This is a genomic window from Nonomuraea sp. NPDC054003, from assembly GCF_055585125.1.
The window spans coordinates 238,076-263,338 of the sequence record NZ_JBVJKR010000001.1 but is presented as its reverse complement, the minus strand read 5'-3'; the positions used below and the strand labels follow the sequence as shown (position 1 = coordinate 263,338).

Annotated in this window: 16 protein-coding genes; 11 read left to right on the top strand and 5 right to left on the bottom strand. The window is 72.7% G+C overall.

Annotated elements, in window-relative coordinates; translation table 11 throughout:
- Positions 1 to 919 precede the first annotated feature (919 nt).
- The 3 genes from lexA (at position 920) to ACZ6YG_RS01000 (ending at position 3,430) form a co-directional block, all read left to right on the top strand.
- Positions 920 to 1,627, top strand: coding sequence for a transcriptional repressor LexA (lexA, locus tag ACZ6YG_RS01010; protein WP_148030138.1), 708 nt, complete (start codon positions 920 to 922; stop codon positions 1,625 to 1,627).
- Between the two features lie 248 nt (positions 1,628 to 1,875).
- Positions 1,876 to 2,283, top strand: coding sequence for a DoxX family protein (locus ACZ6YG_RS01005; RefSeq protein WP_466016849.1), 408 nt, complete (start codon positions 1,876 to 1,878; stop codon positions 2,281 to 2,283).
- A 34-nt stretch (positions 2,284 to 2,317) separates the two neighbouring features.
- Complete coding sequence (locus tag ACZ6YG_RS01000; RefSeq protein WP_466016848.1) at positions 2,318 to 3,430, top strand: MalY/PatB family protein; 1,113 nt, start codon at positions 2,318 to 2,320, stop codon at positions 3,428 to 3,430.
- 46 nt (positions 3,431 to 3,476) lie between these two features.
- Here ACZ6YG_RS01000 and ACZ6YG_RS00995 read toward each other — a convergent pair whose 3' ends face one another.
- Positions 3,477 to 6,626: a S41 family peptidase gene (locus ACZ6YG_RS00995; protein WP_466016847.1), complete on the bottom strand. Its 3,150-nt coding sequence runs from the start codon at positions 6,624 to 6,626 to the stop codon at positions 3,477 to 3,479.
- A 153-nt stretch (positions 6,627 to 6,779) separates the two neighbouring features.
- Here ACZ6YG_RS00995 and ACZ6YG_RS00990 point away from each other — a divergent pair, with 153 nt between their 5' ends.
- Positions 6,780 to 7,223 (top strand): hypothetical protein, encoded by a 444-nt coding sequence (locus ACZ6YG_RS00990; RefSeq protein WP_148030135.1) that lies wholly within the window; start codon positions 6,780 to 6,782, stop codon positions 7,221 to 7,223.
- A gap of 7 nt (positions 7,224 to 7,230) precedes the next feature.
- Positions 7,231 to 8,199, top strand: a complete 969-nt coding sequence (locus ACZ6YG_RS00985) for a TIGR03557 family F420-dependent LLM class oxidoreductase (RefSeq protein ID WP_466016846.1) — start codon at positions 7,231 to 7,233, stop codon at positions 8,197 to 8,199.
- A 2-nt stretch (positions 8,200 to 8,201) separates the two neighbouring features.
- Here the strand turns inward: ACZ6YG_RS00985 and ACZ6YG_RS00980 are convergent, their stop codons facing one another.
- Both ACZ6YG_RS00980 and leuS read right to left on the bottom strand, forming a co-directional pair.
- Positions 8,202 to 10,310 carry a transglycosylase domain-containing protein gene (locus ACZ6YG_RS00980; RefSeq protein WP_466016845.1) on the bottom strand — a complete coding sequence of 703 codons (2,109 nt, stop codon included), beginning with the start codon at positions 10,308 to 10,310 and terminating at the stop codon, positions 8,202 to 8,204.
- Positions 10,311 to 10,489: 179 nt separating this feature from the next.
- Positions 10,490 to 12,943: a leucine--tRNA ligase gene (gene leuS / locus ACZ6YG_RS00975; RefSeq protein ID WP_397197733.1), complete on the bottom strand. Its 2,454-nt coding sequence runs from the start codon at positions 12,941 to 12,943 to the stop codon at positions 10,490 to 10,492.
- 519 nt (positions 12,944 to 13,462) lie between these two features.
- Between leuS and ACZ6YG_RS00970 the strand changes: the two genes are divergently transcribed.
- Positions 13,463 to 15,841 carry a hypothetical protein gene (locus ACZ6YG_RS00970; protein WP_466016844.1) on the top strand — a complete coding sequence of 793 codons (2,379 nt, stop codon included), beginning with the start codon at positions 13,463 to 13,465 and terminating at the stop codon, positions 15,839 to 15,841.
- A gap of 3 nt (positions 15,842 to 15,844) precedes the next feature.
- Here ACZ6YG_RS00970 and ACZ6YG_RS00965 read toward each other — a convergent pair whose 3' ends face one another.
- On the bottom strand, positions 15,845 to 17,086 hold the full coding sequence (locus ACZ6YG_RS00965) for a cytochrome P450 (protein ID WP_148030131.1): 1,242 nt from the start codon (positions 17,084 to 17,086) through the stop codon (positions 15,845 to 15,847).
- A gap of 120 nt (positions 17,087 to 17,206) precedes the next feature.
- Here ACZ6YG_RS00965 and ACZ6YG_RS00960 point away from each other — a divergent pair, with 120 nt between their 5' ends.
- The 5 genes from ACZ6YG_RS00960 (at position 17,207) to ACZ6YG_RS00940 (ending at position 24,416) form a co-directional block, all read left to right on the top strand.
- Complete coding sequence (locus ACZ6YG_RS00960; RefSeq protein ID WP_148030130.1) at positions 17,207 to 17,734, top strand: PadR family transcriptional regulator; 528 nt, start codon at positions 17,207 to 17,209, stop codon at positions 17,732 to 17,734.
- Complete coding sequence (locus ACZ6YG_RS00955) at positions 17,731 to 18,441, top strand: ABC transporter ATP-binding protein (RefSeq protein ID WP_148030129.1); 711 nt, start codon at positions 17,731 to 17,733, stop codon at positions 18,439 to 18,441. Before ACZ6YG_RS00960 ends, ACZ6YG_RS00955 begins: the two co-directional genes overlap by 4 nt.
- The gene (locus ACZ6YG_RS00950) at positions 18,438 to 20,714 is read left to right on the top strand and encodes an FtsX-like permease family protein (RefSeq protein ID WP_466016843.1); all 2,277 of its coding nucleotides are present in this window, start codon (positions 18,438 to 18,440) and stop codon (positions 20,712 to 20,714) included. Before ACZ6YG_RS00955 ends, ACZ6YG_RS00950 begins: the two co-directional genes overlap by 4 nt.
- Positions 20,715 to 20,722: 8 nt before the next feature.
- Positions 20,723 to 23,074 (top strand): penicillin acylase family protein, encoded by a 2,352-nt coding sequence (locus tag ACZ6YG_RS00945; RefSeq protein WP_466016842.1) that lies wholly within the window; start codon positions 20,723 to 20,725, stop codon positions 23,072 to 23,074.
- A gap of 229 nt (positions 23,075 to 23,303) precedes the next feature.
- Complete coding sequence (locus ACZ6YG_RS00940) at positions 23,304 to 24,416, top strand: TRM11 family SAM-dependent methyltransferase (RefSeq protein ID WP_466016841.1); 1,113 nt, start codon at positions 23,304 to 23,306, stop codon at positions 24,414 to 24,416.
- Here the strand turns inward: ACZ6YG_RS00940 and ACZ6YG_RS00935 are convergent.
- Positions 24,376 to 25,215 carry an alpha/beta fold hydrolase gene (locus ACZ6YG_RS00935; RefSeq protein WP_148030125.1) on the bottom strand — a complete coding sequence of 280 codons (840 nt, stop codon included), beginning with the start codon at positions 25,213 to 25,215 and terminating at the stop codon, positions 24,376 to 24,378. The genes ACZ6YG_RS00940 and ACZ6YG_RS00935 overlap by 41 nt on opposite strands.
- Positions 25,216 to 25,263: the final 48 nt, after the last annotated feature.

The window sequence follows — 25,263 nt, the reverse complement described above, 5'->3', positions numbered from 1 at the left end:
CCGTCCGAACGGGCCCGCCATTGACGACCTGACCGGCTCCGGGCGCGCGCTCGCCTGCCGCCCGGCGCCTGCCATTGACGGCCTGGCCAACTCCCGGCCCACGCTCTCCCCCTCGAACGGACCCGCCGTTCACGACCTGACCGGGTCCAGGCGCACACTCTTCCGTACGGACGGACCCGCCATTGACGACGCCTCCCGGCGCACGCTCGCCCGCCGCCTGGCGCCCGCCGTTGACGACCTGACCGGTTCCGGGCGCTCGCTCTCGGACGGACCCGCCGTTGACGACCTGACCGGTTCCGGGCGCTCGCTCTCGGACGGACCCGCCGTTGACGACCTGACCGGCTCCGGGCGCTCGCTCTCCCCCTCGGACGGGCCCGCCGTCGCTTCTCCCCCACCTGCCAGGGCCGGTGTCCGAGTCGGGGCGGGCTGGGGGGACGAGGTACAGGTGGGGGCGCTTGCCGTCGGCGGCCCATCGCGATCGGGGGCCCGCTCCGCCGTCGTTATTCCGCCTGGGCGCTTCGGGGCGAGGGTGGCGTCCCTGAGGGCTCCCCTCCTGGGTGGCGTCGACGATGAGGGTGAGGCGCTTGACGTGGTCGCCGGTCGGATCCGCCATCAGATCATCCCGTGGATGCGGCCCGTGGGTGAGCCCGCTGCGCGGTGGCTCCGTCTGGTCGTTCGCATGATGGACCTCCCGCCGTCGTGGCCCCCGGAAACGGCCGTAGAAAGATCGGCAAATCGAACACGGTGTCGATCGAACTCCCGTACGATGTTCTACACCACACTGCCGACATTTTCGAGGAAGACTCGAACAACTGTTTGAAGATGATCTTCAACAGAGATACGGTCGCTGTGTGCGACATCAGGACCACGGACCGGGAGCCTCGCCCGCGGGGCGGGTTGCCGGGCGAGGAGGAGAGGCATGAGCGAGCGGGATGACGCCAATGGGGTCAGTGACCTCGCGGTGCGAAGGCGTGACTCACTGGGGCTGACCCCCAGGCAACGCAAGATCCTCGAGGTGATCCGCGACTCGGTGCAGCAGCGCGGCTATCCGCCGTCCATGCGCGAGATCGGCGAAGCCGTCCAGTTGACCAGCACGTCCAGCGTGTCGCACCAGTTGACGGCTTTGCAGCGCAAGGGCTATCTGCGGCGTGACCCCCACCGCCCGCGCGCGCTCGAGGTGCGGCTGCCGGGTGAGCCGGTGCTGTGGGTCGACCCCGACACCGCCACCGACGACGCCCCCGTCAACAGGCCCACCGCCGCCTACGTCCCGCTGGTCGGCCGCATCGCCGCCGGTGGCCCGATTCTGGCCGAGGAGAGCGTCGAGGACGTCTTCGCGCTTCCCAAGCAGCTGGTCGGCGAGGGCACGCTCTTCCTCCTGCAGGTCACCGGTGACTCGATGATCGACGCCGCGATCGCCGACGGCGACTGGGTCGTGGTCCGCCAGCAGCCGGTCGCCGAGAGCGGCGACATCGTGGCCGCGATGATCGAGGGCGAGGCGACGGTCAAGACCTTCAAGCGCAAGGACGGCCACGTCTGGCTGGTGCCGCACAACGACAACTACGAACCCATCCCCGGCGACGAGGCCAGCGTCCTGGGCAAGGTCGTGGCGGTCCTGCGCCGCCTCTGACCACTCGCCGCGTGAGACGCGGTGCGGCCGTCCCGCACCGCGCTCCTCACCGGCTCTCGCCCACCAGCCCGCCGATGGTCGCCGTCCTCCTCTCCACGCGCGTCCTGTCCGGCGGGCGCCTCTCCGGCTGCCCGGGTTCCATGGTTCCGTCGCACACGGCGCGTCTCCGGGCAAGTGCACCTACCTCCACCCTTGTCCGGTAACCAGCCGCATTCCGGCGGTTGATCGCAGTCCATAATGTCGGCGGCATGGAGAAGATCGAGACGAGGCCGAGTGCCGGGCGGCGGCTGGCCGGGGCCGGCCTGTGGGTGCTCCAGGTGGTCATGGCCGGCATGCTGCTGATGGCGGCGATGGGCAAGTTCACCGGGGCTGAGCCGTCGGTGTCCACGTTCGAGGCGATCGGGTGGGGTGACTGGTTCCGCTACCTGGTCGCGGTGCTGGAGGTCGCGGTGGCGGTGTGCCTGCTGGCGCCCCCGGTGGCCGGAGCGGCCGCGCTGGCGGGCGCCGGGCTGATGGCCGGTGCGGTGCTGACCGAGGCGTTCGTGAGCGGCGGGCCTGTGGCGTTGCCGCTGGTCCTGCTCGTGATGAGCGGGGTGATCGCGTGGGGGCGGCGTGATCGTACGGACCGGCTGTGGCGGTCGCTGGCCGGCGGCTGATCCGTACGAAGGCCGACATTCCTAGAATGTCTGGGTGAGCGACACATTCGTGGGTGAAGCGTTCAAAGCACGCAACGACGGGCTCAAGTGGGCGAAGGCGGACCCGGGGGTCATCCCCGCGTGGGTGGCCGACATGGACCTGCCGTCCGCTCCCGAGGTGGTCGAGGCGCTGCGCCGCCGGGCGGAAGGCGACCTCGGCTATCCTTCGTGGCTCGACAGCCCCCAGAGCGGGCCGCTCGCCGAGGCGTTCGCGGAGCGGATGGCCGCCCGATACAGGTGGGAGCCCGATCCGGGCCTGGTCCGCTCCTACTCCGACATCAACCAGGCCCTGCAGGTGCTGCTGCACGTGTGGACGGCCCCGGGAGACGGGGTGGCGCTGCACACCCCGGCCTATCATCCGTTCCTCGGCACGCTGGAGACCATGGACCGGCCGCTGCGCCCCATCCGGCTCGTGCCGGACGGCGACTCGTGGCGCGCCGAGATCCCCGACCTGTCCGGGTGCAAGGTGCTGCTGCTGGTCAACCCGCAGAACCCGACCGGCCGCGTCTTCACCCGGGCCGAGCTGGAGGAGCTCGCCGAGCTCGCCGAACGGCACGATCTGCTGGTCATCTCCGACGAGATCCACGCGGACCTGGTGTACGAGCCGAACCGGCACATCCCGTTCGGCACGATCCTGCCTGACCGGACGGTCACCCTGACCTCGGCCACCAAGGCGTTCAACCTGGGCGGGATCCGCTGTTCGGTGGCGCACGTCGGTTCCCTCGGGCTGCGCGGGGCGCTGGACGCCCAGCCGCCGTTCCTCTTCGGCTCGGCGAACGTGTTCGGCGTGGAGGCGACCGTGGCCGCCTGGCGGCACGGTGACGCCTGGCTGGCGGACACGGTCGCGCTGCTCGACCGGAACCGTCGCGCCATCGCCGAACACCTGCCCGAGGGCGTCACGTACCGCGTGCCGGAGGCCACCTACCTGGCGTGGCTCGACTACGGCCGTCCCGGGGTGGCGGAGCAGCTGGAGCGGGAGGCGAAGGTCCTCCTCAGCGACGGCGCCGTGTTCGGGCCGGGCGGCGAGACGTTCGTCCGGCTGAACTTCGCCACCTCCGAGCCCGTTCTCGCCGAGATCCTGCGGAGGATAGCCACCGTGACGCCCTGATCGGGCGGGGACGGCTCTCCGGACGAGGAGCCGTCCCCCGGGGTCGTTACGGCAGGGGCGGGAGGTCGGGCGGGGTGGCGGCGGGGCGCTCCTCCAGGGCGGAGAGTGCCAGCTCCACGGCCTTCTCCAGCTGAGGGTCGCGGCCGGCCGCGCGGTCCTGCGGTGTCATGACGACCTCGATGTCCGGGTCGACGCCGTGGTTCTCCACTCCCCAGCCGTGCCCTTCCAGCCAGAACGAGTAGCGCGGCTGGGTGACGACGGTGCCGTCGACCAGCGAGTAGCGCGAGTCGATGCCGATCACGCCGCCCCAGGTGCGGACGCCGACGAGGGGGCCGATGCCGCGGTTCTTGATGCCGGCGCTGACGATGTCGCCGTCGGAGCCGGCGAACTCGTCGGTCACCGTGACGACGGGCCCGCGCGGGGAGTCCTCGGGGTAGCGCATCGGCTGGTGGCCGCGGACCCGGATCCAGCCGGTGACCTTGCGCGACAGCTTCTCCAGGATGAGCTCGGACACGTGCCCGCCGCCGTTCTCGCGCACGTCCACGACGAGTCCCTCGTACGCCATCTCGGTACGCAGGTCGCGGTGGAACTGCGCCCACCCGGACGCCACCATGTCGGGCACGTGCAGGTAGCCGAGCCGCCCGCCGGACGCCTCCCGGACGAACGCGCGCCGGCCCTCGACCCAGTCGTGGTAGCGCAGCCGGGTCTCGTCGGCGATCGGGGTGACCACGACCTTGCGGGTCTCGCCGCCGGCGGCCGGGCGGACGGTCAGCTGGATCGGCTGGTTCGCGGTGCCCGCCAGGAGCGGGAGCGGCCCGCGTACCGGATCGACGGGGCGGCCGTTGACGGCGACGAGGGCGTCGCCCTGGCGGACCGCGACGCCGGGCGCGAGCAGCGGCGAGCGCGCGTCGTGGTCGGACGACTCGCCCGCGATGACGCGCTCGACCCGCCAGGTGCCGTCCCCGTCGCGGGCCAGGTCGGCGCCGAGCAGGCCCTGGCGGCGGCGCGGGTCGACCGTGGGGCCGTTGCCGATGGCGTACGCGTGGGAGGTGCCGAGCTCGCCCTGCACCTCCCAGAGCAGGTCGATCAGCTCCGAGTAGGCGCCGATGCGCTCGGCGAAGGGCGCGTAGCGGTCGAGGACGCCCTGCCAGTCGACGCCGTTCATGTCGGCGCGCCAGAAGTGGTCGCGCATGAGCCGGCCGGCCTCGCGGTAGCCCTGCCGCCATTCGGCGACGGGGTCGAGCTGGACGGCGACCCGGTCGAGCTCGATGGTGACGACCTCGTCGCCCTCGCTCGCGGAGCGGGTCTGCAGGCCGTTCTTGCCGTTGAGCACGAGCCGGGTGCCGTCGCCGCTCACCTCGAAGGCGCGGAACTCCTTGCCCAGCTCGCTCTTGGCGCGCTTCTTCAGGTCGTAGCGTTCCAGCGTGATCTCGCCGGCGGGTTCGGTGCCGTCGCCGAGCCGGCCGGCGAGCGGGTGCCGCAGCCACAGCAGCGCGTCCTTGGCGGTGCGCAGGTTGACGTAACGGCCGGCGGGCACCGGGACCGGCACCACGCGGGAGGCGAGCCCTTCGGGGTCGACCTCGGTGCGCGGCGGCGCGTCGTCCTTCTTCTTCTCCTCCGCCTGCGGGTGGTCGTCCTCGCCGTTGAAGCCCCGTCCCTGCAGGCTGGGGTCGAACGGGGAGGGGGTGGTGGCGCGCAGCGGCACGAGGTACGGGCGGCAGCCGACGGGGAACGACAGGTCGAACACGTGCGCGTCGTACACCGGGTCGAACGTGCGCACCGACAGGAAGGCCAGGTGCTTGCCGTCGCGGGTGAAGACCGGGTCGTAGTCGGCGAAGCGCAGCGGCGTCACCTCGATGGTGGAGGTGCCGTCGACGCGGCCCATCTTGATCTGCGACAGCGGCTCCTGGTGCGGGTGCACCCAGGCCAGCCAGGCGGAGTCGGGAGAGAACGTGAGCCCGCTGATGTCGCCGTGGCCGGTGCGGTCGAGCTCGCGGTGCGCGCCGGTCTCGACGTCGACGACCAGGAGCCGGCCGTCGTGGGTGGCGACGGCGGCGTGCTTGCCGTCGGGCGAGGCGGCCAGGTCGAGCACGCGGCCCAGCTCGCCGGCGGCGAGGGTGCGGATCTCACCGCCGGGGGTGCCGATCTCCAGGCCGTCCTCGCCGGTGGCGTCGGACACCCAGAGGGCGCGGCCGTCCGAGTCGAGCACGCGCGGCAGCCGTACCCGGACGCCCGGCTCGGCGCGGAGCGTGCCGGCGGGGCCGTCGCGGTGGGTCACCCAGTGGACGGTGCCGCGGATCTCGACCGCGCTGGCGCGGCCGGTCGCGTCCGGGGAGAACCCGCCGGCGCGGGCGGGCGCCGGCCGCCTGGCGCGGGCCGGGCGCGGCCCGCCGAGCTTGATGTCGAGCCGGTACGGTTCGGCGTCGAGGCTCTCCAGCAGCCACAGGTCGCCGGCGTGGCTGTAGACGATCCGCTCGCCGTCGGTGGTGGCGTGGCGGGCGTAGAACTCCTCGTGGCCGGTGTGCCTGCGCGGGTCGGAGCCGTCGGGCAGGGTCGAGTAGAGGTTGCCGATGCCGTCGGTGTCGGAGAGGAAGGCGATCCTGTCACCGATCCACATGGCGGCCCAGTGCTGGGCGGGGTTGTCGGCGAACAGGCGGGTGAACTCTCCGGAGCCTTCGGCGTCGATCCAGATCTTGCCGGCGGTGCCGCCGCGGTAGCGCTTCCACTGGGACGGCTCGCGCCACATGGGCGAGACGGTGACCACCCGGTCGCCGCTGACGGCGACGTCGCTCACCCACCCGTACGGCAGGCGGGTGGCCGGGCCGCCGTCGAGCGGGACGGCGTGGGCCCACGTCCTGGTGCGGCCGCCCTGCCCGGCGGCGCTGACGACGTGCACCTGCCCGTCGGCGCTCCATCCGCGCACCTGGGTCGACGGGCTCCCCCAGTGGGTGAGCCGCTCGCCTTCCGGCCCGTCGAGCTCGGCGGCGAACGCCTCGGGGGCGCCCTCGCGGGTGCTGGTCCAGGCGATGCGGGCGCCATCGGGTGAGAGACGGGGGTTCGACACGGGGGTGCGGTCGGCGGTGAACCGCCATGCGCGCCCGCCGGCGATCGGGGCGAGCCAGACGTCGTCGTCGGCGACGAAGGTGACCAGGTCACCGCACAGGTGGGGGAATCTCAGGTATGCGCCAGTTGTCACAGGTAGACACTAGTGCGCGCTCCGCCGAGGGGATGACACGATTTCGCGCCGAGGACTGCGAGGAATGAAGACACGGTCAAAACCGGACAGACTCCCGGATGTCGTGAAAAATCACGGGAAGGGGGTGTTGCGACGCATAGTCGGGAGGCATGCATGCGTATCTTCGCCCGTCCTCACCAGATCCCGCCCCGCGTGGCGGCGGGGGCGTTCATCCTGAACTCCGGCCTGAGCAAGGCCGGCGCCGACGAGGGGACCGCCGCCGGCACCCATGGGATGGCCGTCGGCGTCTACCCCTTCCTGGAGAAGCACGAGCCGCAGGAGTTCACCAGGCTGCTGGCCAAGAGCGAGATCGCGCTCGGCGCCGCGCTGCTGTTGCCGATGGTGCCCTCGCTGCTGGCCGGGGCGGCTTTGACCGCCTTCGCCGGAGGGCTGCTCGGCCTCTATCTCAAGACCCCCGGCATGCGTCAGGAAGGCAGCCTCAAGCCCACGCCCGAGGGCATCGGTCTGGCCAAGGACGTCTGGATGCTCGGCATCGGACTCGGGCTGGTGCTGGAGGAGCTGGGCGACCGGATGGCGTCCCCGTACGCCGGAAAGTAGGGCCACCATGGCAGAGTTCGGCTACACCCTGATGTGCGAGCAGACGCCCGCACGGCAGCTCGTGGACTTCGCCGCCAGGTCCGAGCAGGCCGGCTTCGACTACGCGGTCATCTCCGACCACTACTTCCCCTGGCTGGAGGAGATGGGTCACTCACCGTACGCCTGGTCGGTGCTCGGCGCCGCCGCGCAGGCGACCGAACGCCTGCCTCTGATGACGTACGTGACCTGCCCGCTGATGCGTTACCACCCGGCGGTGGTGGCGCAGAAGGCCGCCACGATGGCGGTGCTGAGCGAGGGCCGGTTCTCGCTCGGGCTCGGCGCGGGCGAGAACCTGAACGAGCACGTCGTCGGCGAGGGCTGGCCGTCCGCCGACGTCCGCCACCGCATGCTCCGCGAGGCGGTGCGGATCATCAGGGAGCTGCTCGGCGGCGGTTACGTCACCTTCCAGGGCGAGTTCTACGACGTCGACTCGGCCAAGCTCTACGACCTGCCGGACGATCCGGTGCCCATCGGCATCGCCGCCTCCGGCGACGCCTCGGCGCGGCTCGCGGCCGAGTACGGGGACGTCCTGGTCGTCAACGAGCCGATGCCGGACGTGGTGCGGAGTTTCCAGAACGACGGCGGCTCCGGCAAGCCGGTGTACGGGCAGCTCGCGATCGCCTACGACACCGACGCGGAGGCGGCGAAGGAGCGGGCCCACCGGCTCTGGCGCTGGTCGGCGGTCGGCGGCTGGAAGGTGATGGCCGAGCTGCCCGGCCCGGTGAACTTCCGGGCCGCGGCCGGCACGGTCAGTCCCGACGACGTGGCGGGGAGCGTCCCGTGCGGCGCCGACGTGGACGCGGTCGTCGAGGCCGTCCGCGCCTACCTTGAGGCCGGCCACACGCACGTCGCCCTGGTCCAGATCGGCGCCGACCAGCAGGAACCGTTCTTCCAGTGGGCGGAGAAGGAGCTCCTCCCCGCCCTGCGCCGCCTCTGAGCTCACTCCGCGTCGCGGGGTTCGTCCGTGGGCTCGGGCTCCGGCCTGCAGTCCTGGGAGCACCCGCCGAACCGCGCGGAGTCGATCGGGGTGAACCGCTGAGGCGGCGAGCCGGCCAGCGCGCCGATCATCGTCTCCTTCCAGATGGGACCCGGCAGGGCGGCCCCGTCGACGGCGCCGTAGTACCTCCCGCCGATCGTCACCCCGGCCAGCTTGTGGGCCTGGGAGCCGCGCGGGTCGCCGATGCTCACCGCCGCCGCCAGGTCAGGGGTGAAGCCGGCGAACCAGGCGGTCGCGTAGCCGTCGGTGGTGCCGGTCTTGCCCGCCGCGTCGCGGCCGATGCCGCCGACGCCGCGCATCGTGCCGTCGGTGAACACGCCGGACAGCACGTCGGCGGTCGCGTCAGCGACGGCGGGCTCCAGCGCCTGACGGCACTTCGGCCGGTAGGCGGTGGCCTCGCCGTCGCGGCCGGTGATCCGGGTGATCGCCGTCGGCGCGCAGTAGCGGCCGCGTGCCGCGATGCCCGCGTACGCGCCGGCCACCGTCACCGGGTCCATCTCGTCGATGCCGAGCGTGAACGTCTCGTACTCGCTCAGCGCGCGGCCGTCGGCCCGGCGGATGCCCAGCTCCTCGGCCGTGGTGACCGTCTCGCACAGGCCCACGCGCCGCTCCAGCTCCATGAAGAACGTGTTGACCGAGCTCCAGGTGCCGGTGCGCAGCGTCTTCCATCCCGGCGAGCCCTCGTCGTTGGTGACCGTGTGGCCGGGGTCGCCGACGTTCTCGCCCGCGCAGTTCCTGAACGCCGCGGGACCCGGCGCCCGGTAGCCCGCCCCCGCGCTCAGGCCGTCGCCGGTCTTCATGCCCTGCTTCAGCGCGGTGATCAGGGTGAAGGTCTTGAACGTGGAGCCCGCCTGGAACCCGGCGCCGCCGCCGTGCCCGGCGTCCGCGACGACGTTGTACGAGATCTCGTTCCTGGCCTTGCTCCGCCCGTACGGCCTGCTCGCCGCCATGGCCCTGATCGCTCCGGTGCCGGGCTCGACGAGGGCTTCGGCGGCGACGGGGTGGTCCGAGGCGTACACGTACCTCTTGACGGCCCGGCCGGCGGCGGCCTGCATGGCCGGGTCGAGCGTGGTCCTGATGGTCAGGCCGCCGCCGTTGAGCATGCGCAGGCGCGCCCTGGCGGTCTTGCCGAAGGCGGGGTTGTTGGCGATCTCCTGGCGGACATATATGCAGAAGTACGGATATTTGCTGGCTTCGCAGCCACCGGGGAGCTTCTTGCCTTTGTAACCCAGTTTGGTGGCCTTCGCCTTGGCCGCCTCCGCCGGGGTGATCGCGCCCAGTTCGGCCATCCGGTTCAGCACGACGTCGCGGCGCTTCAGCAGTCGCGCGCGGTGCTTCTCGCCGAGGTTCGGGTCCGTGGCGTTGGGGTCCTGCACGGCGCCGGCCAGGGTGGCCGCCTGCGGCAGCGTGAGCCGGCTCGCCCGGACGCCGAAGAACCGCTTGGCCGCCGCCTCGACGCCGTAGGCGCCGGCACCGAAGTACGCGATGTTCAGATATTTCTCGAGGATCTGGTCCTTGGTGTACTTCTCCTCCACGCCCATGGCGTACCTGAGCTCTCTCAGCTTGCGCGCGTAGCTGGACTCCAGGGCGGCGTTCCGCTCCTCCTCGGTGCCGGCGGCGTTGAGCAGCACCTGCTTGACGTACTGCTGGGTGATGCTCGACCCGCCCTGGCTCACCCGGCCCGCCTGCAGGTTCTTGGCCAGCGCCCGGATCGTGCCTTCGAGGTCGATCGCGCCGTGCTCGTAGAAGCGGTAGTCCTCGATGGCGACGATCGCCGTCCGCATGACCTCCGCGACCCGGTCGAGGCCGACGACCTCGCGGTACTCCTCGTAGAAGCGGGCGATCTCCTTGCCCCGTACGTCCAGCACGACCGAGACCTCGGGCAGCGGCGGCTCGGCCAGTTCGACCGGCCGCAGGTCGGCCACCGCCGCGGCCGACATGAACCCGAGACCCGCGCCGCCCACGGTCGGCGCCGCGAGCCCCGCCACGAGCACGCCCGCCGCCACCCCTGCGGCGGTGAGCCGTACGATCTTCGTCCCCCGACGTGCCATCAGTGCCCTTTGTCCTTCTGTCGCCCGGCAGTGGGCAGGAGCAAAGCAGACCTGATCGGATGGCGTCCAATAGCGATATGGGGAAGCAGGTGATATCGGTGTGCATATCACCGCTGGTCAGCCCGTACACGACGAAGGCCGCCGCGCCCCCCGGGGGTGCGGCGGCCTCGCGATTCGCGTCAGGGGACGATGTTGACCAGCTTCGGCGCGCGCACGATCACCCGCCGGGGCTCGCCCCGCAGGTGGGCCCGGACCTTCTCCGAAGCCAGCGCGATCGACCGCAGCTCGTCCTCGGCGATCTCCGGCGAGACCTCCAGCCGGTCGCGCACCTTGCCCGCCACCTGGACCACGCAGGTCACCAGGTCGCGCACCAGCAGCGCGGGCTCGGCGCTCGGCCAGCCCGCCTTGGAGACGGTGCCGCCCTGGTGGCCGAGGCGCTCCCAGCCCTCCTCGGCGGTGTAGGGAGCCACCAGCGACAGCATGACGGCCAGCGTCTCGGCCGCCTCGCGGACGGCCGGGTCGGCGGCGCCGGGCCCGGAGTCGATCGCCCGCCGGGCGGCGGTGGTCAGCTCCATCATGCGGGCCACCGCGACGTTGAAGCGGTGGGAGTCGACCAGCTTGGTGACCTCGTCGATCGTGCGGTGGGTGACCTTGCGCAGCTCGACGTCGCCGCCCTCGAACGGGACGCCGGGCTCGCTGGTCACCTCCGACATCACGCGCAGCGCGCGGGCCAGGAACTTCTGCGACGCGGCGGGCGAGACGTCGGCCCAGTCGATGTCGTCCTCGGGCGGGCCGGCGAAGACCATGGTCAGGCGCACCGCGTCGACGCCGAAGTCGTCGATCTGCTTGCCCAGGTCGACGCCGTTGCCCAGCGACTTGGACATCGCCTTGCCGCCGTTGATGACCTGGCCCTGGTTGAGCAGGCGCAGGAACGGCTCGGTGAAGCCGACCATGCCCATGTCGTACAGGACCTTGGTGAAGAACCGCGAGTAGAGCAGGTGGAGCACGGCGTGCTCGACCCCGCCGACGTACTGGTCGATCGGGCCCCACCTGCGCACCTGCTCGACGTCGAACGGGCCGTCGGTGTAGCCCGGCGAGCAGTAACGCAGGAAGTACCACGACGAGTCGACGAAGGTGTCCATCGTGTCGGTGTCGCGCTGGGCGCGGCCGCCGCACTTGGGGCAGTCGACGTTGACCCAGTCGGTCGCGCTGGCCAGCGGGCTGACGCCCTTCGGCGCCAGCGCCTCGCCGCGCAGGTCGGGCAGGGTGACGGGGAGCTGCTCGTCGGGGACGGGCACCTCGCCGCAGTCGGGGCAGTGGATGATCGGGATCGGCGTGCCCCAGTAGCGCTGGCGGGACAGCAGCCAGTCGCGCAGCCGGAAGTTGACCGCGCCGCGGCCCCTGCCCTCGGCCTCCAGGACCTGGATGATCTCGGCGATGGCCTCGGCCTTGCCCAGCCCGTCGAGCGGCCCGGAGTTGACCATCTCGCCCTCGCCCGAGGTGGCGACGCCGGTCTCGCCGGGGTCGGCCAGCCCGGTGTGGACCACCACCCGCACCGGCAGGCCGAACTTCCTGGCGAAGTCGAGGTCGCGCTGGTCGTGGGCGGGCACCGCCATGATGGCGCCGTGGCCGTAGTCGGACAGCACGTAGTCGGCCGCCCAGACGGGGATGCGCTCGCCGTTGACCGGGTTGATCGCGTGGCGGCCCAGGAAGACGCCCGTCTTCTCCTTCTCGGTGGACAGCCGCTCGATGTCGCTCAGCTTGGCGACCTCGGCGCGGTAGGCCTCGAAGGCCGGGCGGTGCTCGTCGGTGACGATCTCGTCGGCCAGCGCCGCGTCGACGGCGACCACGAAGAACGTGGCGCCGAACAGGGTGTCGGGCCGGGTGGTGAAGACGTGCACCGGCTCGTCGCGGCCCTCGATCTCGAAGACCACGTCGGCGCCCTCGGACCGGCCGATCCAGTTGCGCTGCATGGTCATCACGCGCTCGGGCCAGCCGCCCTCCAGCTGGTCCATGTCGTCGAGCAGGCGCTGCGCGTAGTCGGTGATCTTGAAGTACCACTGCGTGAGCTCGCGCCTGATGACGTCGGCGCCGCACCGCTCGCACTTGCCGGCCACGACCTGCTCGTTGGCCAGCACGGTCTGGTCGTTGGGGCACCAGTTGACCAGGCCGCCCTTGCGGTAGGCGAGGCCGCGCTCGAAGAAGCGGTTGAACAGCCACTGGTTCCAGTGGAAGTAGTCGGGGTCGCTCGTGTGCAGGCGGCGCGACCAGTCGAAGGAGATGCCGTAGCGCTTGAACGAGTTGGCCTGCGTCTCGATGTTGCGGTAGGTCCACTCCGCGGGGTGGGCGTCGCGCTTGATCGCGGCGTTCTCGGCGGGCAGGCCGAAGGAGTCCCAGCCGATGGGGTGCAGGACGTTGTAGCCGCGCTGGAACCAGTAGCGCGCGATGACGTCCGCCAGGGCGAAGACCTCGCCGTGGCCCATGTGGAGGTCACCCGACGGGTAGGGGAACATGTCGAGCAGGTAGCGCCGCTCACGGGGATCGGCGGCGTCCTCGCTCGCCCGGAACGGGTCCATCTCCTCCCAGCGCGGCTGCCACTTGGCCTGCAGCGCCTGCGGGTCGTACTCACTCACGGCGGTTGTCCTTCTGATTGACTCGGACTCGGACCCATAAGAAAACCCCCCGTGACCAGGACGAGGGGCAGCCGCGACGGCGAGGAACTCAGAACCGTCGCGGCCCGGTAAGGAGCAGGGTCGCGGAACGCATACGTCAAGCCTAGCGCACGTCTTCGGCTGAATGCGGGCGGCCGATCGAGGTACGAGGGCACAATGGGCCCTTCAGGCTCGCGAGACCTGATGGTGATCTATCCGTTGTGACCTCATATGTCCCATTAGAATACGCTCGTCACCGTGGTGCACTCAGCTGGACCGGAACGTTCGGAGGCCGACCTGCCGATGCAGGATCCGCCGACCGATCCGCATGGCTTCGCCCGTTTCGCTGCGGAGTCGGCTGACTCTCTTGGAAAATCCCATGAGATCATGCACGGTACGTCGAGTCCGGACAAGCGCTCAGGAGGGCCGGAACCCATGGCATCGGAGAATTCCGGAGCGTCGCACCGGCCACCCTCCTGGCCCGAAGTTCCGCGGCAGGACGTGCCCACCGCGTGGCCCGAGGCGCCAGGCTCTCAGCCCTCGTGGCCGGAGCCGCCCCGCGACGACATTCCCACCGCGTGGCCGGACGCCCGGCAGGGCGGCGCTCCCACGTCCCGGCCGCCCGGCCCGTCCTGGCCCGAGACGCCGCCGTCCGCCCCCGCCTGGCCCGACGCGGGCTCGCAGGGCCCGTCGTCCCCGCCGGCGTCGTGGCCGGACGCCCCGTCCGCCTCGCGGGGCGCCTCCTGGCCCGAGGCGCCGCCCGCCGCCCAGCCCTCGTGGCCGGAGCCGCCGCCGGTCAAGGACCCGGTGCCCGCCTGGTCCGAGCCGCCGGCCTCGTCCTACTCCGACGCCTGGTCCAACCTGAACTCCCCCGCCCCCTGGCCGCAGCAGGCCGACACCTCCCGCCCCGGCGACCCGCTGGACGGGACGATGACCATGAACCGGGTGCCCGACCTGCAGCCCGCCCCGGTGGACCCGGACGCCGCGATCCTCGGCTCGTACGGTCCTGGCGGGCTCGACGACCACCCGGGACGCGCGCGCAGCTCCGCCGCCGCCGCCGACGAGCACACGATGATGTACGGACGAGCGAGCCTCACCGGTTCGGGCGCCAACCCCGTACCCAGCCACTCGGACACCTACGGCGGTCCTGGACGCTCCGACAGGTACGGCGGCGCGGACGGCCACGCCGGTTCCGGCGGCATGGACGGATACAGCAGCCCCGGTGGCGGCGGTTCCGGGCGCTCGGACGCGTACGGCAGCGGCGGCATGGACGGATACGGCGCCGACCGGTACGGCAACCCCGGGGGTTCCGACGGGTACGGCGGGCAGGGTGTCGCCGACCCCGGCGCGCGGAACGGCTACCCCGGCGCGGGCGGCCCGGAGGGCTACGCGGGTCCCGGCGCGGGCGGCCCGGAGGGCTACGCCGGTCCCGGCGCGCGAGCCGCGCACGCCGGAGCGGGCGTGGAAGCCCCGGCCGGTCCGGGTGGCGGCGGTCCCGGCGGCCCAGGCGGCTCCGGCGGCCCGGGTGGTTCCGGTAGTCACGGTGGTTCCGGTGGTTCCGGGGGGCCTGGCGGCGTGCCCGGTGGACCGTACGGTCCCGGCGGGTCCGGCGGCTCCCATAGGCCGGGTGGCGGCCCCGGAGGGCCGGGCCACGGCGGACGAGGCGGAGCCGACGGCCCGTACGGTCCCGGCGGGCTCGATGGCCCCTACGGACCTGGCGGTCACGGCGGAGCCGACGGTCCCTACGGACCTGGCGGACCTGGCGGAGCCGACGGTCCCTACGGACCTGGCGGACCTGGCGGAGCCGACGGTCCGTACGGACCTGGCGGCCCGTACGGGCCTGGCGGGCCCGGTGGAACTGACGGTCCCTACGGACCTGGGGGTCAAGGCGGAGCCGACGGTCCGTACGGCGGGCCCGGCGGAGCCGACGGCTCCTACGGACCTGGCGGGCCTGCAGGGCATGGTCATGGTGGGCCCGGGACCGAGCAGGGCAGGCCCGGGGCGAACCTCAGCCGGGACCCCTCCGACCCTGACCGCCCGTTCGTGACGGCCGGTCAGATCAGCGGCTCCCGAACCCCTCCCCCCGAGCGCCAGCAGGAGCTCTGGAACACCGTCTTCGGCGACAACTACCAGGCGATGGGCGAGCCGGAGTCGCTGGACGAGCCCGGCAAGCCGCTGTGGATCTACGCCCTGGCCAGCTCGGCGGCCGTAGCCCTGGTGATCGCGCTGCTGTGGGCGTTCATCGCCGGCCCGCTGGCGAGCGAGGACCCGGGCAAGTCCGCGGCGCAGGCCACCCCGTCCCAGTCGGCCCCCGCCACCCCGAGGAAGACGTCCGTCACGATCGGCAGGCTGCCCGCGTACAAGGGCAACGCGTCACCGGTGACCGGCACGGTCCAGGACCCGCAGGCGGGCATCCAGGTCCCCCGGCTCGGCGGCACCTGGCGGCTCGACGAGCGGCCGACGGTCAAGGGCACCTACGGGTACGACACGCGCCAGTACGCCATGGTCGGCGACGACCTGGCCGCCCAGGTGCTGACCGGCCCGCTGCCCGCCAAACTGGCGGGCAGGTACACCTCTCCGGACGACCTGGAGCCGGTGATCAAGGCGGTCGTGGTCGACGCGCGCAAGCGGCTCTACGCGGACGGCAACAAGGTGCGCAAGATCGCCCAGCAGTCGCTGAAGGTGGGCGACAGCACGGGCAGGCTGATCGCCTACTCGCTCACCTCGCCCACCGAGAAGGCCACGGTCGTCGCCGCCGCGATCAACACGGGCGGCGACGTGCCGGCGATCGTCTTCATATCGGTGCCCGCGGAGGGCAAGGCGCTGCTGCCGGACGTCAACACCGTCGTCAAGCGGCTGCGCCTGATCTCCCAGGGCTGACCGTCAGAACCTGCACTCCATGTGCTTGATCCCGTTGATGAAGCTGGAGTGCAGCCGGTCCGGGTTGTGACCCTCGATGCCGGGGACGCGCCGCAGCAGCTCGCGGAACATCACCGTGATCTCGCGGCGCGCCAGGTGGGCGCCGAGGCAGAAGTGCGGCCCCGGCCCGCCGAAGCCGACGTGCGGGTTGGGGTGGCGGGTGATGTCGAAGCGCTCGGGGTCGTCGAACACCTCGGGGTCGCGGTTGGCGGCCCAGTAGTAGAGCACGACCTTCTCGCCCGCGCGGTACGGGTTGCCGTTCATGACGTGGTCGCGGGTGACCTTGCGGCGCATGAAGTTGACCGGTGACGCGAGGCGGACGATCTCCTCGACCGCGGTCGGCGCGTGCTTGTCGAAGTCCTGACTCCAGAGCTCGCGCTGCTCGGGGTTCTTGGTGAGCAGGCGCAGTCCGTACGAGATGGCGTTGCGGGTGGTCTCGTTGCCCGCCACGACGAGCAGGATGAAGAACGAGCCGAGTTCCTGCATGGTCAGCCGCTCGCCGTCGATGTTGGCGTTGACCAGCGAGGAGGTGAGGTCGCTCGTCGGGTTGTCGGCGCGGTGGGCGGCCAGGTCCTGGACGAGCTGCTGGAGCTCCATGCCGGCGGTGAGCAGGCGCTCGGCGATGCCTTCGACGTCGGTGCCGACGTACTCGGGGTCGAAGCCGCCGAGGATCATGTTGGAGCGCTCGAAGACGAACTGGTAGTCGCGCTCCGGGATGCCCATCATGTCGCAGATGATCTTCAGGGGCAGGCGGGCGGCGACCTCGGTGACGAAGTCGCAGCCGGGGCCGTTGGCGAGGAGGTCGTCGACGATCTTCGCGGCGGCGGTGTCGACGTCCGACTCGAACTGCTTGATCATCTTGGGCGTGAAGGCCCGGGAGACGATGCGGCGCAGGCGGGCGTGGCGCGGGTCGTCCATGTTGATCATGGAGCCGAAGTACTCGGTGAACTCCGCCGGCATGTCGGGGATGTTCGTCGCGCCGCCGTCGCCGGAGCAGAAGACCTCCGGGTTGCGGCTGGCTTCGAGGATGTCGGCATGCTTGACCAGGGCGTGGTAGCCGGGACCCCTGGGCGCGAAGGAGATCTCCGGCTCCGCGAAGAACGCCGGCGCCGCACGCCGGCGCAGCAGGTCGAAGGCCTGCCTCCGCTCCGACATGGGCCTGGCCCAGAAGTGGGTGTCCGACAGGTCGAAGTCGAGGACGCTCATGGTGCCCATCATTCGAGCATGGGCGGTTCCGCGTCAACACTTTGCACGTACACCGTACGTACCTTTCATCCGGAGGCACGTATACATCGGATATATACCTCGGGTGTATAGTCGTCCGCCATGACAGTCCCCCTGGCCCTCCTGGGCCTGCTGGATCGCGAGCCCAGCTACGGATACGACCTGAAGCGCGCCTACGACACCTACTTCGGCCGGGGCAAGCCGCTCCCCTTCGGGCAGGTCTACTCCACGCTCGGCCGCCTGGCCAGGGACGGCAAGGTCACGGCCGGCCAGAGCGAGCCCGGCGAGGGCCCCGACCGCAAGCGCTACGCCATCACCCCGGTCGGCAGGCAGGAGGTGGAGGCGTGGCTTGCCGAGCCGGTGGCCGCGGAGCCGCTGCTGCAGACGGTCCTGTTCACGAAGGTCGTGCTGGCGCTGATGCTGGGCCACGACGCGCACGGCTATCTCGACGCGCAGCGCGCCACCCACATGCGGCGCATGCGTGAGCTGTCGGAGATCAAACGCTCCGGCGCCCTGGTCGACGCCCTGCTCGCCGACCACGCCCTGTTCCACCTGGAGGCCGACCTGCGCTGGATCGACGTGACCACGGCCCGCCTGGGCGCGCTGGCGGAGACGGTGCGGCAGTCATGACCGTCGACGGCCTTCCTGTGCCCGGACCGTTGCTGGAGGCCCGCTCCGTCGACCGCTCCCACGGCCGTACGCGGGCGCTGCGCGAGGCGAACCTCTCCGTGACCGCGGGGGAGATCCTGGCGATCATGGGCCCGAGCGGCTCCGGCAAGTCCACGCTGCTCCACTGCCTGGCCGGCGTCTTCACCCCCGACGCGGGCGAGGTCTGGTTCGGCGGGCGGCGGCTGGACACCCTGAGCGACGCCAGGCGGTCCGAGCTGCGCCGCACCGCGTTCGGCTTCGTCTTCCAGTTCGGCCAGCTGGTGCCGGAGCTCACGGTGGCCGACAACGTCGCCCTGCCGCTGCTGCTCGGCAGGGCCGGGCGCAAGCAGGCCTACCATCGGGCGCGCGGCTGGCTGCGGCGGCTGGAGCTGGACGACCTGGGCGAGCGGCGCACCGGCGAGCTGTCCGGAGGGCAGGCGCAGCGGGTGGCGATCGCCAGGGCGCTGGTGACGCGGCCCCAGGTGATCTTCGCGGACGAGCCCACCGGCGCGCTCGACTCGCTCGCCGGCGAGAAGGTCATGGAACTGCTCGTCGGCCTGGCCCGCCAGGAGGGCGTGACCGTGATCGTGGTGACCCACGACGCGCGCGTCGCCGCCTGCGCCGACCGGGAGGTCATGGTGCGTGACGGCAAGGTCACCGACCCCTACGCCGGCGGGGCCGTCCGATGACGCTCTGGCTGGGCCTGCGGCTGTCGCTGCGCGGCGGCCGGGAGGCGGCCGTCCGGCTGGCGCTCGTCACCGCCTCCGTCGCGATGGGGGCGACGGTGCTGCTGTCCACGGTGGCGCTGTTCAACGCCTTCCAGGTGACCGCTGACCGCCCGTGCTGGGAGTGCACGACCGGCTCCGCGCCGGGCGGCTGGGCGCTGGGCGCCACCCCGGGCGCCGTGCTGTGGAACCACCGCCAGGACTCCTACGCGGGCCGCCCGATCAAGCGGCTCGACGTCGCCGTCCTCGACGGAACGCCCACAGCGGCCGTGCCCGGCGTCCCCGAGCTGCCCGGCGCGGGGCGCCACTACGTCTCGCCCGCGCTCGCCGAGCTGATGGACGCCGTGCCGCGCGAACAGCTCGCCGGCCGCTTCCCCGGCGACCGCGCCGGCCTGATCGGGCGGGCGGCGCTGTCCGGCCCTGACGACCTGGTCGTCGTCGTCGGCCGGACCCCCGGCGAGCTGGCCGCCATGGCCGGCACCGTGGCCGTCGACGCCGTCGCCACCACCCCGCGCGCGGACGACACCGCGGCCCTCTACGAGCACGGCTTCGGCATCGCCGCCATCGGCCTGATCTTCCCGCTGCTCGTCCTCGTCGGCACGGCCACCCGGCTGGCCTCCGCCCGCCGCGAGGCGCGCTTCGCGGCGATCAGGCTGGCGGGCGCCACCGCGCGGCAGATCAACGTGATCGCCTCGGTGGACGCGGCGCTCGGCGCGCTGCTGGGCGCGCTCGCCGGCGTCGCGGTCTTCCAGGCGGTGCGGCCCGCCCTGGCCGGCGTCGCCGTCACCGGCTCCCGCTTCTTCCCCGACGTGGTCGCGCCGACCGCTCTCCAGTACGGCGCCGTGGTCGCGGGCGTGCCGCTCGCCGCCGCCGGCGCCGCGCTGTGGTCGCTGCGCCGGGTGCGGATCACACCGCTCGGCGCGGCGCGTAAGGTGCGGGCCGCCGCCCCGGGATGGTGGCGGGTGCTCCCGCTGCTGGCGGGGCTGGGGCTGTTCGCGGGCCCGGTGTTCGCGGGCGGCGAGGACCCGGACGCGCTGCTCGTCGACGCCGGCCTGGCGCTGATCATGGTCGGTCTCGTGGTGGCCGGGCCGTGGCTGACGATGCTGGCCGCGCGGCTGGCCGCCCGCGTCACGCGCGGCGCGGCGACGTTGCTGGCCGCGCGGCGGCTGGCGGCCGACCCGAAGGGGGCCTTCCGGTCGGTGAACGGGATCGTGCTGGCGGTCTTCATCGGCACGGCCGTCGCCGGGATCGTCCCCGCCGTCGTCTCGGGCCAGGAGGCGGCGGGCGGCGGCACGCTGAACGAGGTCATGCGGGCGCCGTTCGGGTACGCCGACGCCACCGAGGGTCAGCCTCTGCCGCCCGCCACGGCGGCCGCGCTGCTCGCCAAGTTACGCGCCCATCCCGGCGTCACCGTGCTGCCGATCTACCGCAGGGCCGATACGCCTGCCCTACCCGACGGCCCTCCGCCGTGCGACCCGGGCCCCGGCTGCAGGCTCGACTTCCTGCTCGGGCACGTGGTCGAATGCGACGCCCTGGCCGCCTTCCCGGCGCTCGGCAGGTGCGCCCCGGGCGTCCACGCGGTGACGGCCGACTTCAACCGGCTGCTGACCAGCGACAACATGCTCTCCGTCGACCGCAACCTGCCGGTCGTGGACGCGGGCAGCAAGGCCGACACGGCCACAGCCGACCGGCCCCTGGCCGCGGTGCTGATCCACGCGGCCGACCCGGTCGTCCGCGAGCGGATCCGCACGCTGCTCAACCCGTACGTCGCCCTCTCCGGCAGCGCCGAGACACCGCAGACGTTCGCCGAGGTCGCCCGGGCCCGCGCGGTGCTGCTGGACCAGGTGGAACGCGTCGCGCTGGCCATCGTCGCGCTGACCCTGCTGGTGGCGGGCTGCGGCCTGCTGGTGGCGGTCGCCGGCGGCGTGGTGGAGCGCAGGCAGCCCTTCACGCTGCTGCGGCTGTGCGGCACGCCGACACGGACGCTTACCAGGGTGATGCTGCTGGAGACGGCCGTCCCGATGGTGCTGGCCGCCCTGGTGGCGGCGGGCGCGGGCTTCGGCGTGGCCGGGCCGGTGATCGACCAGCTGGCGATCAAGAGCGCCCCGGCGACGATGCCGGGCCCCGCCTACTTCCTCACCGTCGGCGGCGGGCTGCTGGCCGCCCTGCTGATCGCCCTCGCCGGTCTGCCGCTGCTCAAGCGCGTGACCACCCCCGACAACGCCCGCTTCGAATAGGACCGACGATGATCAGCACATGTGTCCGGCGGCTGGCCGCGCCGCTCGCGGCCGCACTGACCGCCTCCCTCCTCGTGGCGGCGCCCGCGCCGGCGGGGGCCGCAGAAGGCCGCTACGCCGCCGACATCAGGCGCACCGAGTACGGCATCCCGCACATCTCCGCGAAGGACCACGGCGGCCTCGGCTACGGCTACGGTTACGCCTTCGCGGAGGACAACCTGTGCGTCATGGCCTCGTGGGCGCTCACCCTGCGCGGCGAGCGGTCGCGCCACTTCGGCGCGGAGGCGATGTCGGACGACGCCGTCGACCCGGTCTCCAACCTGGCCAGCGACGTGTACTACAAGAGCGTCCACGCGTCGGGCGTGCTGCGCCGGGTGCTCGCCCGCCCGGCGCCCCACGGCCCCGGTGCCGAGGTGCGGGCGCTCGTGGACGGCTACGTGGCCGGGTTCAACCGCTACCTGAGCGAGACGGGCGTGGCCGGGTTGCCCGACCCGGCCTGCCGGGGCAAGGACTGGGTCGGCCCCATCACCGCCACGGACGTCTGGATGAACCTGCTCGACCTCGGCCGCCTGGCCGGAAGCTCCTCGTTCAAGGAGGCCATCGCCGCCTCCGGGCAGGAGGAAGAGGAGGCGAAGCAGCCGGACAGGAAGAAGAAGGTGAGCGCCCCCGGCAGCAACGCCTACGCCATCGGGCGCGAGGCCACCCGCGGCGGCCACGGCATGCTGCTGGCCGACCCCCACTTCCCGTGGAACGGCAGCCGCCGCTTCTACCAGGTCCACCTGACCATCCCGGGCGTGCTCGACGTGTCGGGCGGCAGCCTGTACGGCACCCCCATGGTCCAGATCGGCCACAACGCGAGCGTGGCCTGGACGCACACCGTCTCCCACGCCCAGCGCTTCACCCTGTACCGGCTCAAGCTGGTGCCGGGCCGGCGCACCACGTACCTGGTGGACGGCCGGCCCGAGCCGATGGGCCGGCAGGAGGTGTCGGTCACCGTACGGGACGCCGGGGGCGCGACCAACACCGTCACCACCACCCTGTACACCTCCAGGTACGGCCCGGTGCTGGCCACCGGCTGGACGGAGGGGACGGCGATCGCCCTGGCCGACGTCAACGCCGCCAATCTGCGCTTCGCCGACGAGTGGCTGGCCATGGGCACCGCCCGCGACCTGGCCGGGCTGCGCCGCGCGCAGGACATCCACCAGGGGATGCCCTTCGTCTACACGCTCGCCGCGGACGCCGGCGGCGAGACGTACTTCGCCGACGCCTCGGTGGTCCCGCACGTCACCGACGAGCAGGCGGATCGCTGCCGCGCCGGGGACGACCCCGAGACGCTCATTTTGGACGGGTCCACGTCGGCCTGCCTGTGGGGCGAGGACGCGGACGCGATCGAGCCGGGCGTCTTCGGCCCCGCCGCCCAGCCCCGGCTGGCCCGCGCCGACTACGTGACCAACGCCAACGCCGATCCCTGGCTGACCAACCCGGAGGCCCCGCTCACCGACTATCCGCGCATCTTCGGCGACACCCGCACGCAACGGGACCTGCGCACCCGGGTCGGCCTCGACATGATCGCCCAGCGGCTGTCGGGCGACGACGGGCTCGGCGCCCCCGGCTTCACGCTGGACACTCTCCAGCGGACGGCGACGGGCAAGCGCAACCTGAGTGCCGAGCTGCTCCGCCCGGATCTGCGCGCGCTGTGCCGGGCCAAGCCCGTGATGACGGCGAGCGACGGCGAGAAGGTCGACGTCCGCCGGGCCTGCGCCACGCTGACGGCCTGGGACGGGCGGGCCCGCCTGGACAGCCGTGGCGCGATCCTGTGGCGCGAGTTCTTCCTGGGCCTGCACCGCCCGCGGAGACGGCCCGACGGCGGGGTCATCCCGCCGAGGAGCTGGTGGAAGGTGCCGTTCGACCCCGAGCACCCGCTCACCACACCGCGCGGGCTCGACCTCGCCGACCCGGTGGTGCCGGCCGCGCTGGCCGACGCTGTGCGGTTCTTCAGGGTCAACGACCTCCCGCTGACGCTGACGCCGGGGCAGGCCCAGTGGTACGGCGCCGTCCCGGTGCCGGGCTGCACCGAGGCGGAGGGGTGCTTCGACCGGATCCGCGCCCGCGGCGCGCTCGGCGAGGAAGGCCGCTATGCGGACGTCGACACCGGCTCCAGCTTCCTGATGGCCGTGGAGCTGACGCCGTCCGGGCCGCGCGCCCGCACCGTGCTGACGTACTCCCTATCGGCCGACTCGACCTCGCCGCACCACGCCGACCAGACCGAGCTGTTCTCGCGCGGCCGGTGGGTGACCGGGCGGTTCACCGAGGCCGAGATCAGGGCGTATCCGGGGCTCACGACGGTGTCCCTGCGTTGACGCGGGCCTGGTGGAAAACCCGTGGTGGTCGCCGGCGGGTGATCGCTAAGGTGGCCGCGTGACGTTCTTCTACCTGCGTTAGCGACCCGCCGGCGGGTCGCGGACGACCCACCGCCGGCGATGCGGGACGGCCTGCCGCCGTCCCGGGTCGCGACGTGGGAGAAGACAGGTGCGAGATTCGCAACCTGCGGAGGGACGCCGGGCGCGTTCTTCCGCGCACACTCTTGCCGTGGCACGGTCGGTTCGTGGCATCGAACCGCTGGTCGCCGCGGAGATCCGGAATTCACGGCTGGGCCGGGTGAGCGGGCTGCGCCATCGTGAGGTGTGGTTCGAGCCCTCGGGCTCCTGGGCCGGGCTGACAGGGCTGCGGACGGCCGACGACGTGCTGCTGGTGGCGGCCGTCGTGGACGGTGTCGGGCCCGCCCGCGCGGCCCTGCGCCGCCTGGCCGCCGCCGCCCGTACGATCACGTACCCCGGCGTCCCCGCGCAGCCGGGGATCGAGGTCTCCGCGTCGTTCGTGGGGCGGCGCAACTACACGCGGTTCGAGATCGAGGACGCCGTCGGGGCGGAGCTGGCGCGGCGGCTGGGTTCGCCGTACCACTCGCGCTCGGGCGGCGCGGCGCCGCCCGGCGGGTGCGTCGCGTGGCGGGTCACGATCGAGGGCGACCGGGCGGTGATCGCGGTACGGATCGCGGGCCGGCCGCTGCACCGCAGGCCGTACAAGACGGCCTCGATCCGGGGCACCCTGCACCCGCCGCTGGCCGCCGCCATGGCCGGTCTGGCCCGGCTCGCCGGGGCGCGCACGGTCCTGGACCCGTGCTGCGGCGCGGGCACCACCCTCATCGAGGCCGCCGCGTTCGCGCCGCAGGCCCTCCTCCTGGGCCTCGACCACGACCCGGCCGCCATCGCCGCCGCCCGCGAGAACGCCCGCCACGCCGAGAACGGCGCGGACGGCGCACCCCGCCGCACGGCTGACCTCCGCGTCCTGGCCGGCGCGAGCCGCACGGGCAGGGGCACGAGGTTCCGGTGGGGGGTGGCTGACGCCGGGCGGGTGCCGGTGGCCGGGGGCAGTGTCGATCGGGTGCTGGTGAATCCGCCGTGGGGGCGTCAGGTGCCGCCCGCCGGGGAGCTCGCCCGGGAGCCGGACCGGCTGTGGCGGGAGATCCGCCGCGTGCTGGCCCGCGACGGGCTGGTGGTGGCGTTGTCGTACGACGAAGGCGGCGACCCGCCGGGGTTCGAGACCGTGGAGCGGGTGGAGGTCAGCCTGTCGGGGCGGCATCCCGTACTGGCAGTGCTGCGGCTCAGGGAACGGCGGCGAGCCAGTCGAGGACGAGCCGGTTGACCACGTCCGGCCGCTCCAGGTGCAGGAAGTGGCCCGCGCCGGGCACCAGCTCGGCGCGGGAGCCCGGCGGCAGGTGCGGCAGTGCCTGCTTGACCACGTCGGGCGTGAGGCAGCCGTCGCGGTCGCCGTGCAGGTAGAGGATGGGCGTCGACTCCGCCCTGCCCGGATCCGGGTAGCGACCGGAGGCCGGGGTGGTGCCCATCATGGCCCGGTAGTAGCCGATGGCCGCCGCCAGGTTGGCCGGCTCCCCGATGCTGCGGCGCACGAAGGCGAGGTCGTCGGAGGCGTCGTAGCCGGGCGACCAGTCCTGCCAGAGCCGGTCCAGGAACCCCGGGGTCGCGGCGGCCGACTCGGCCAGCGGCGTCTGGAAGAGGAACACGTAGAACGACCGCTTGAGCTGGTCGTAGTCCATTAGCCCGGCGAGCAGCGCGGCGGGCGGCGGGACCGCCATGGTCACGGCCGCCCGGAACCGGTCGGCGACCGCGTACGCGGGGAACGCCCCCCAGTCGTGCCCGACGAGCACCGCGCGCTCGTCGCCGCCGAGCTCCTCGTGCAGCGCGAGGACGTCGGCGGCGAGCGCGGCGCCCTCGTAGGCGGCGTCGGCGGGGATCTCGGTCGGCGCGTAGCCGCGGGTGAAGGGCGCGACCGCGCGGTAGCCGCGCCCGGCGAGCTCGGGCAGCAGGTGACGCCAGGTGTGCGCGGTGTCGGGGAAGCCGTGCAGGCACAGCGCCAGCGGCCCGTCCCCCACGGTCAGATACGAGAACTCCACCCCGTTGGCGTGGACGGTTCTGATCTCCATGACTGCGCAACCTAACATTCCGGACGCCCGCGCGGGGGCGTCCGGGGC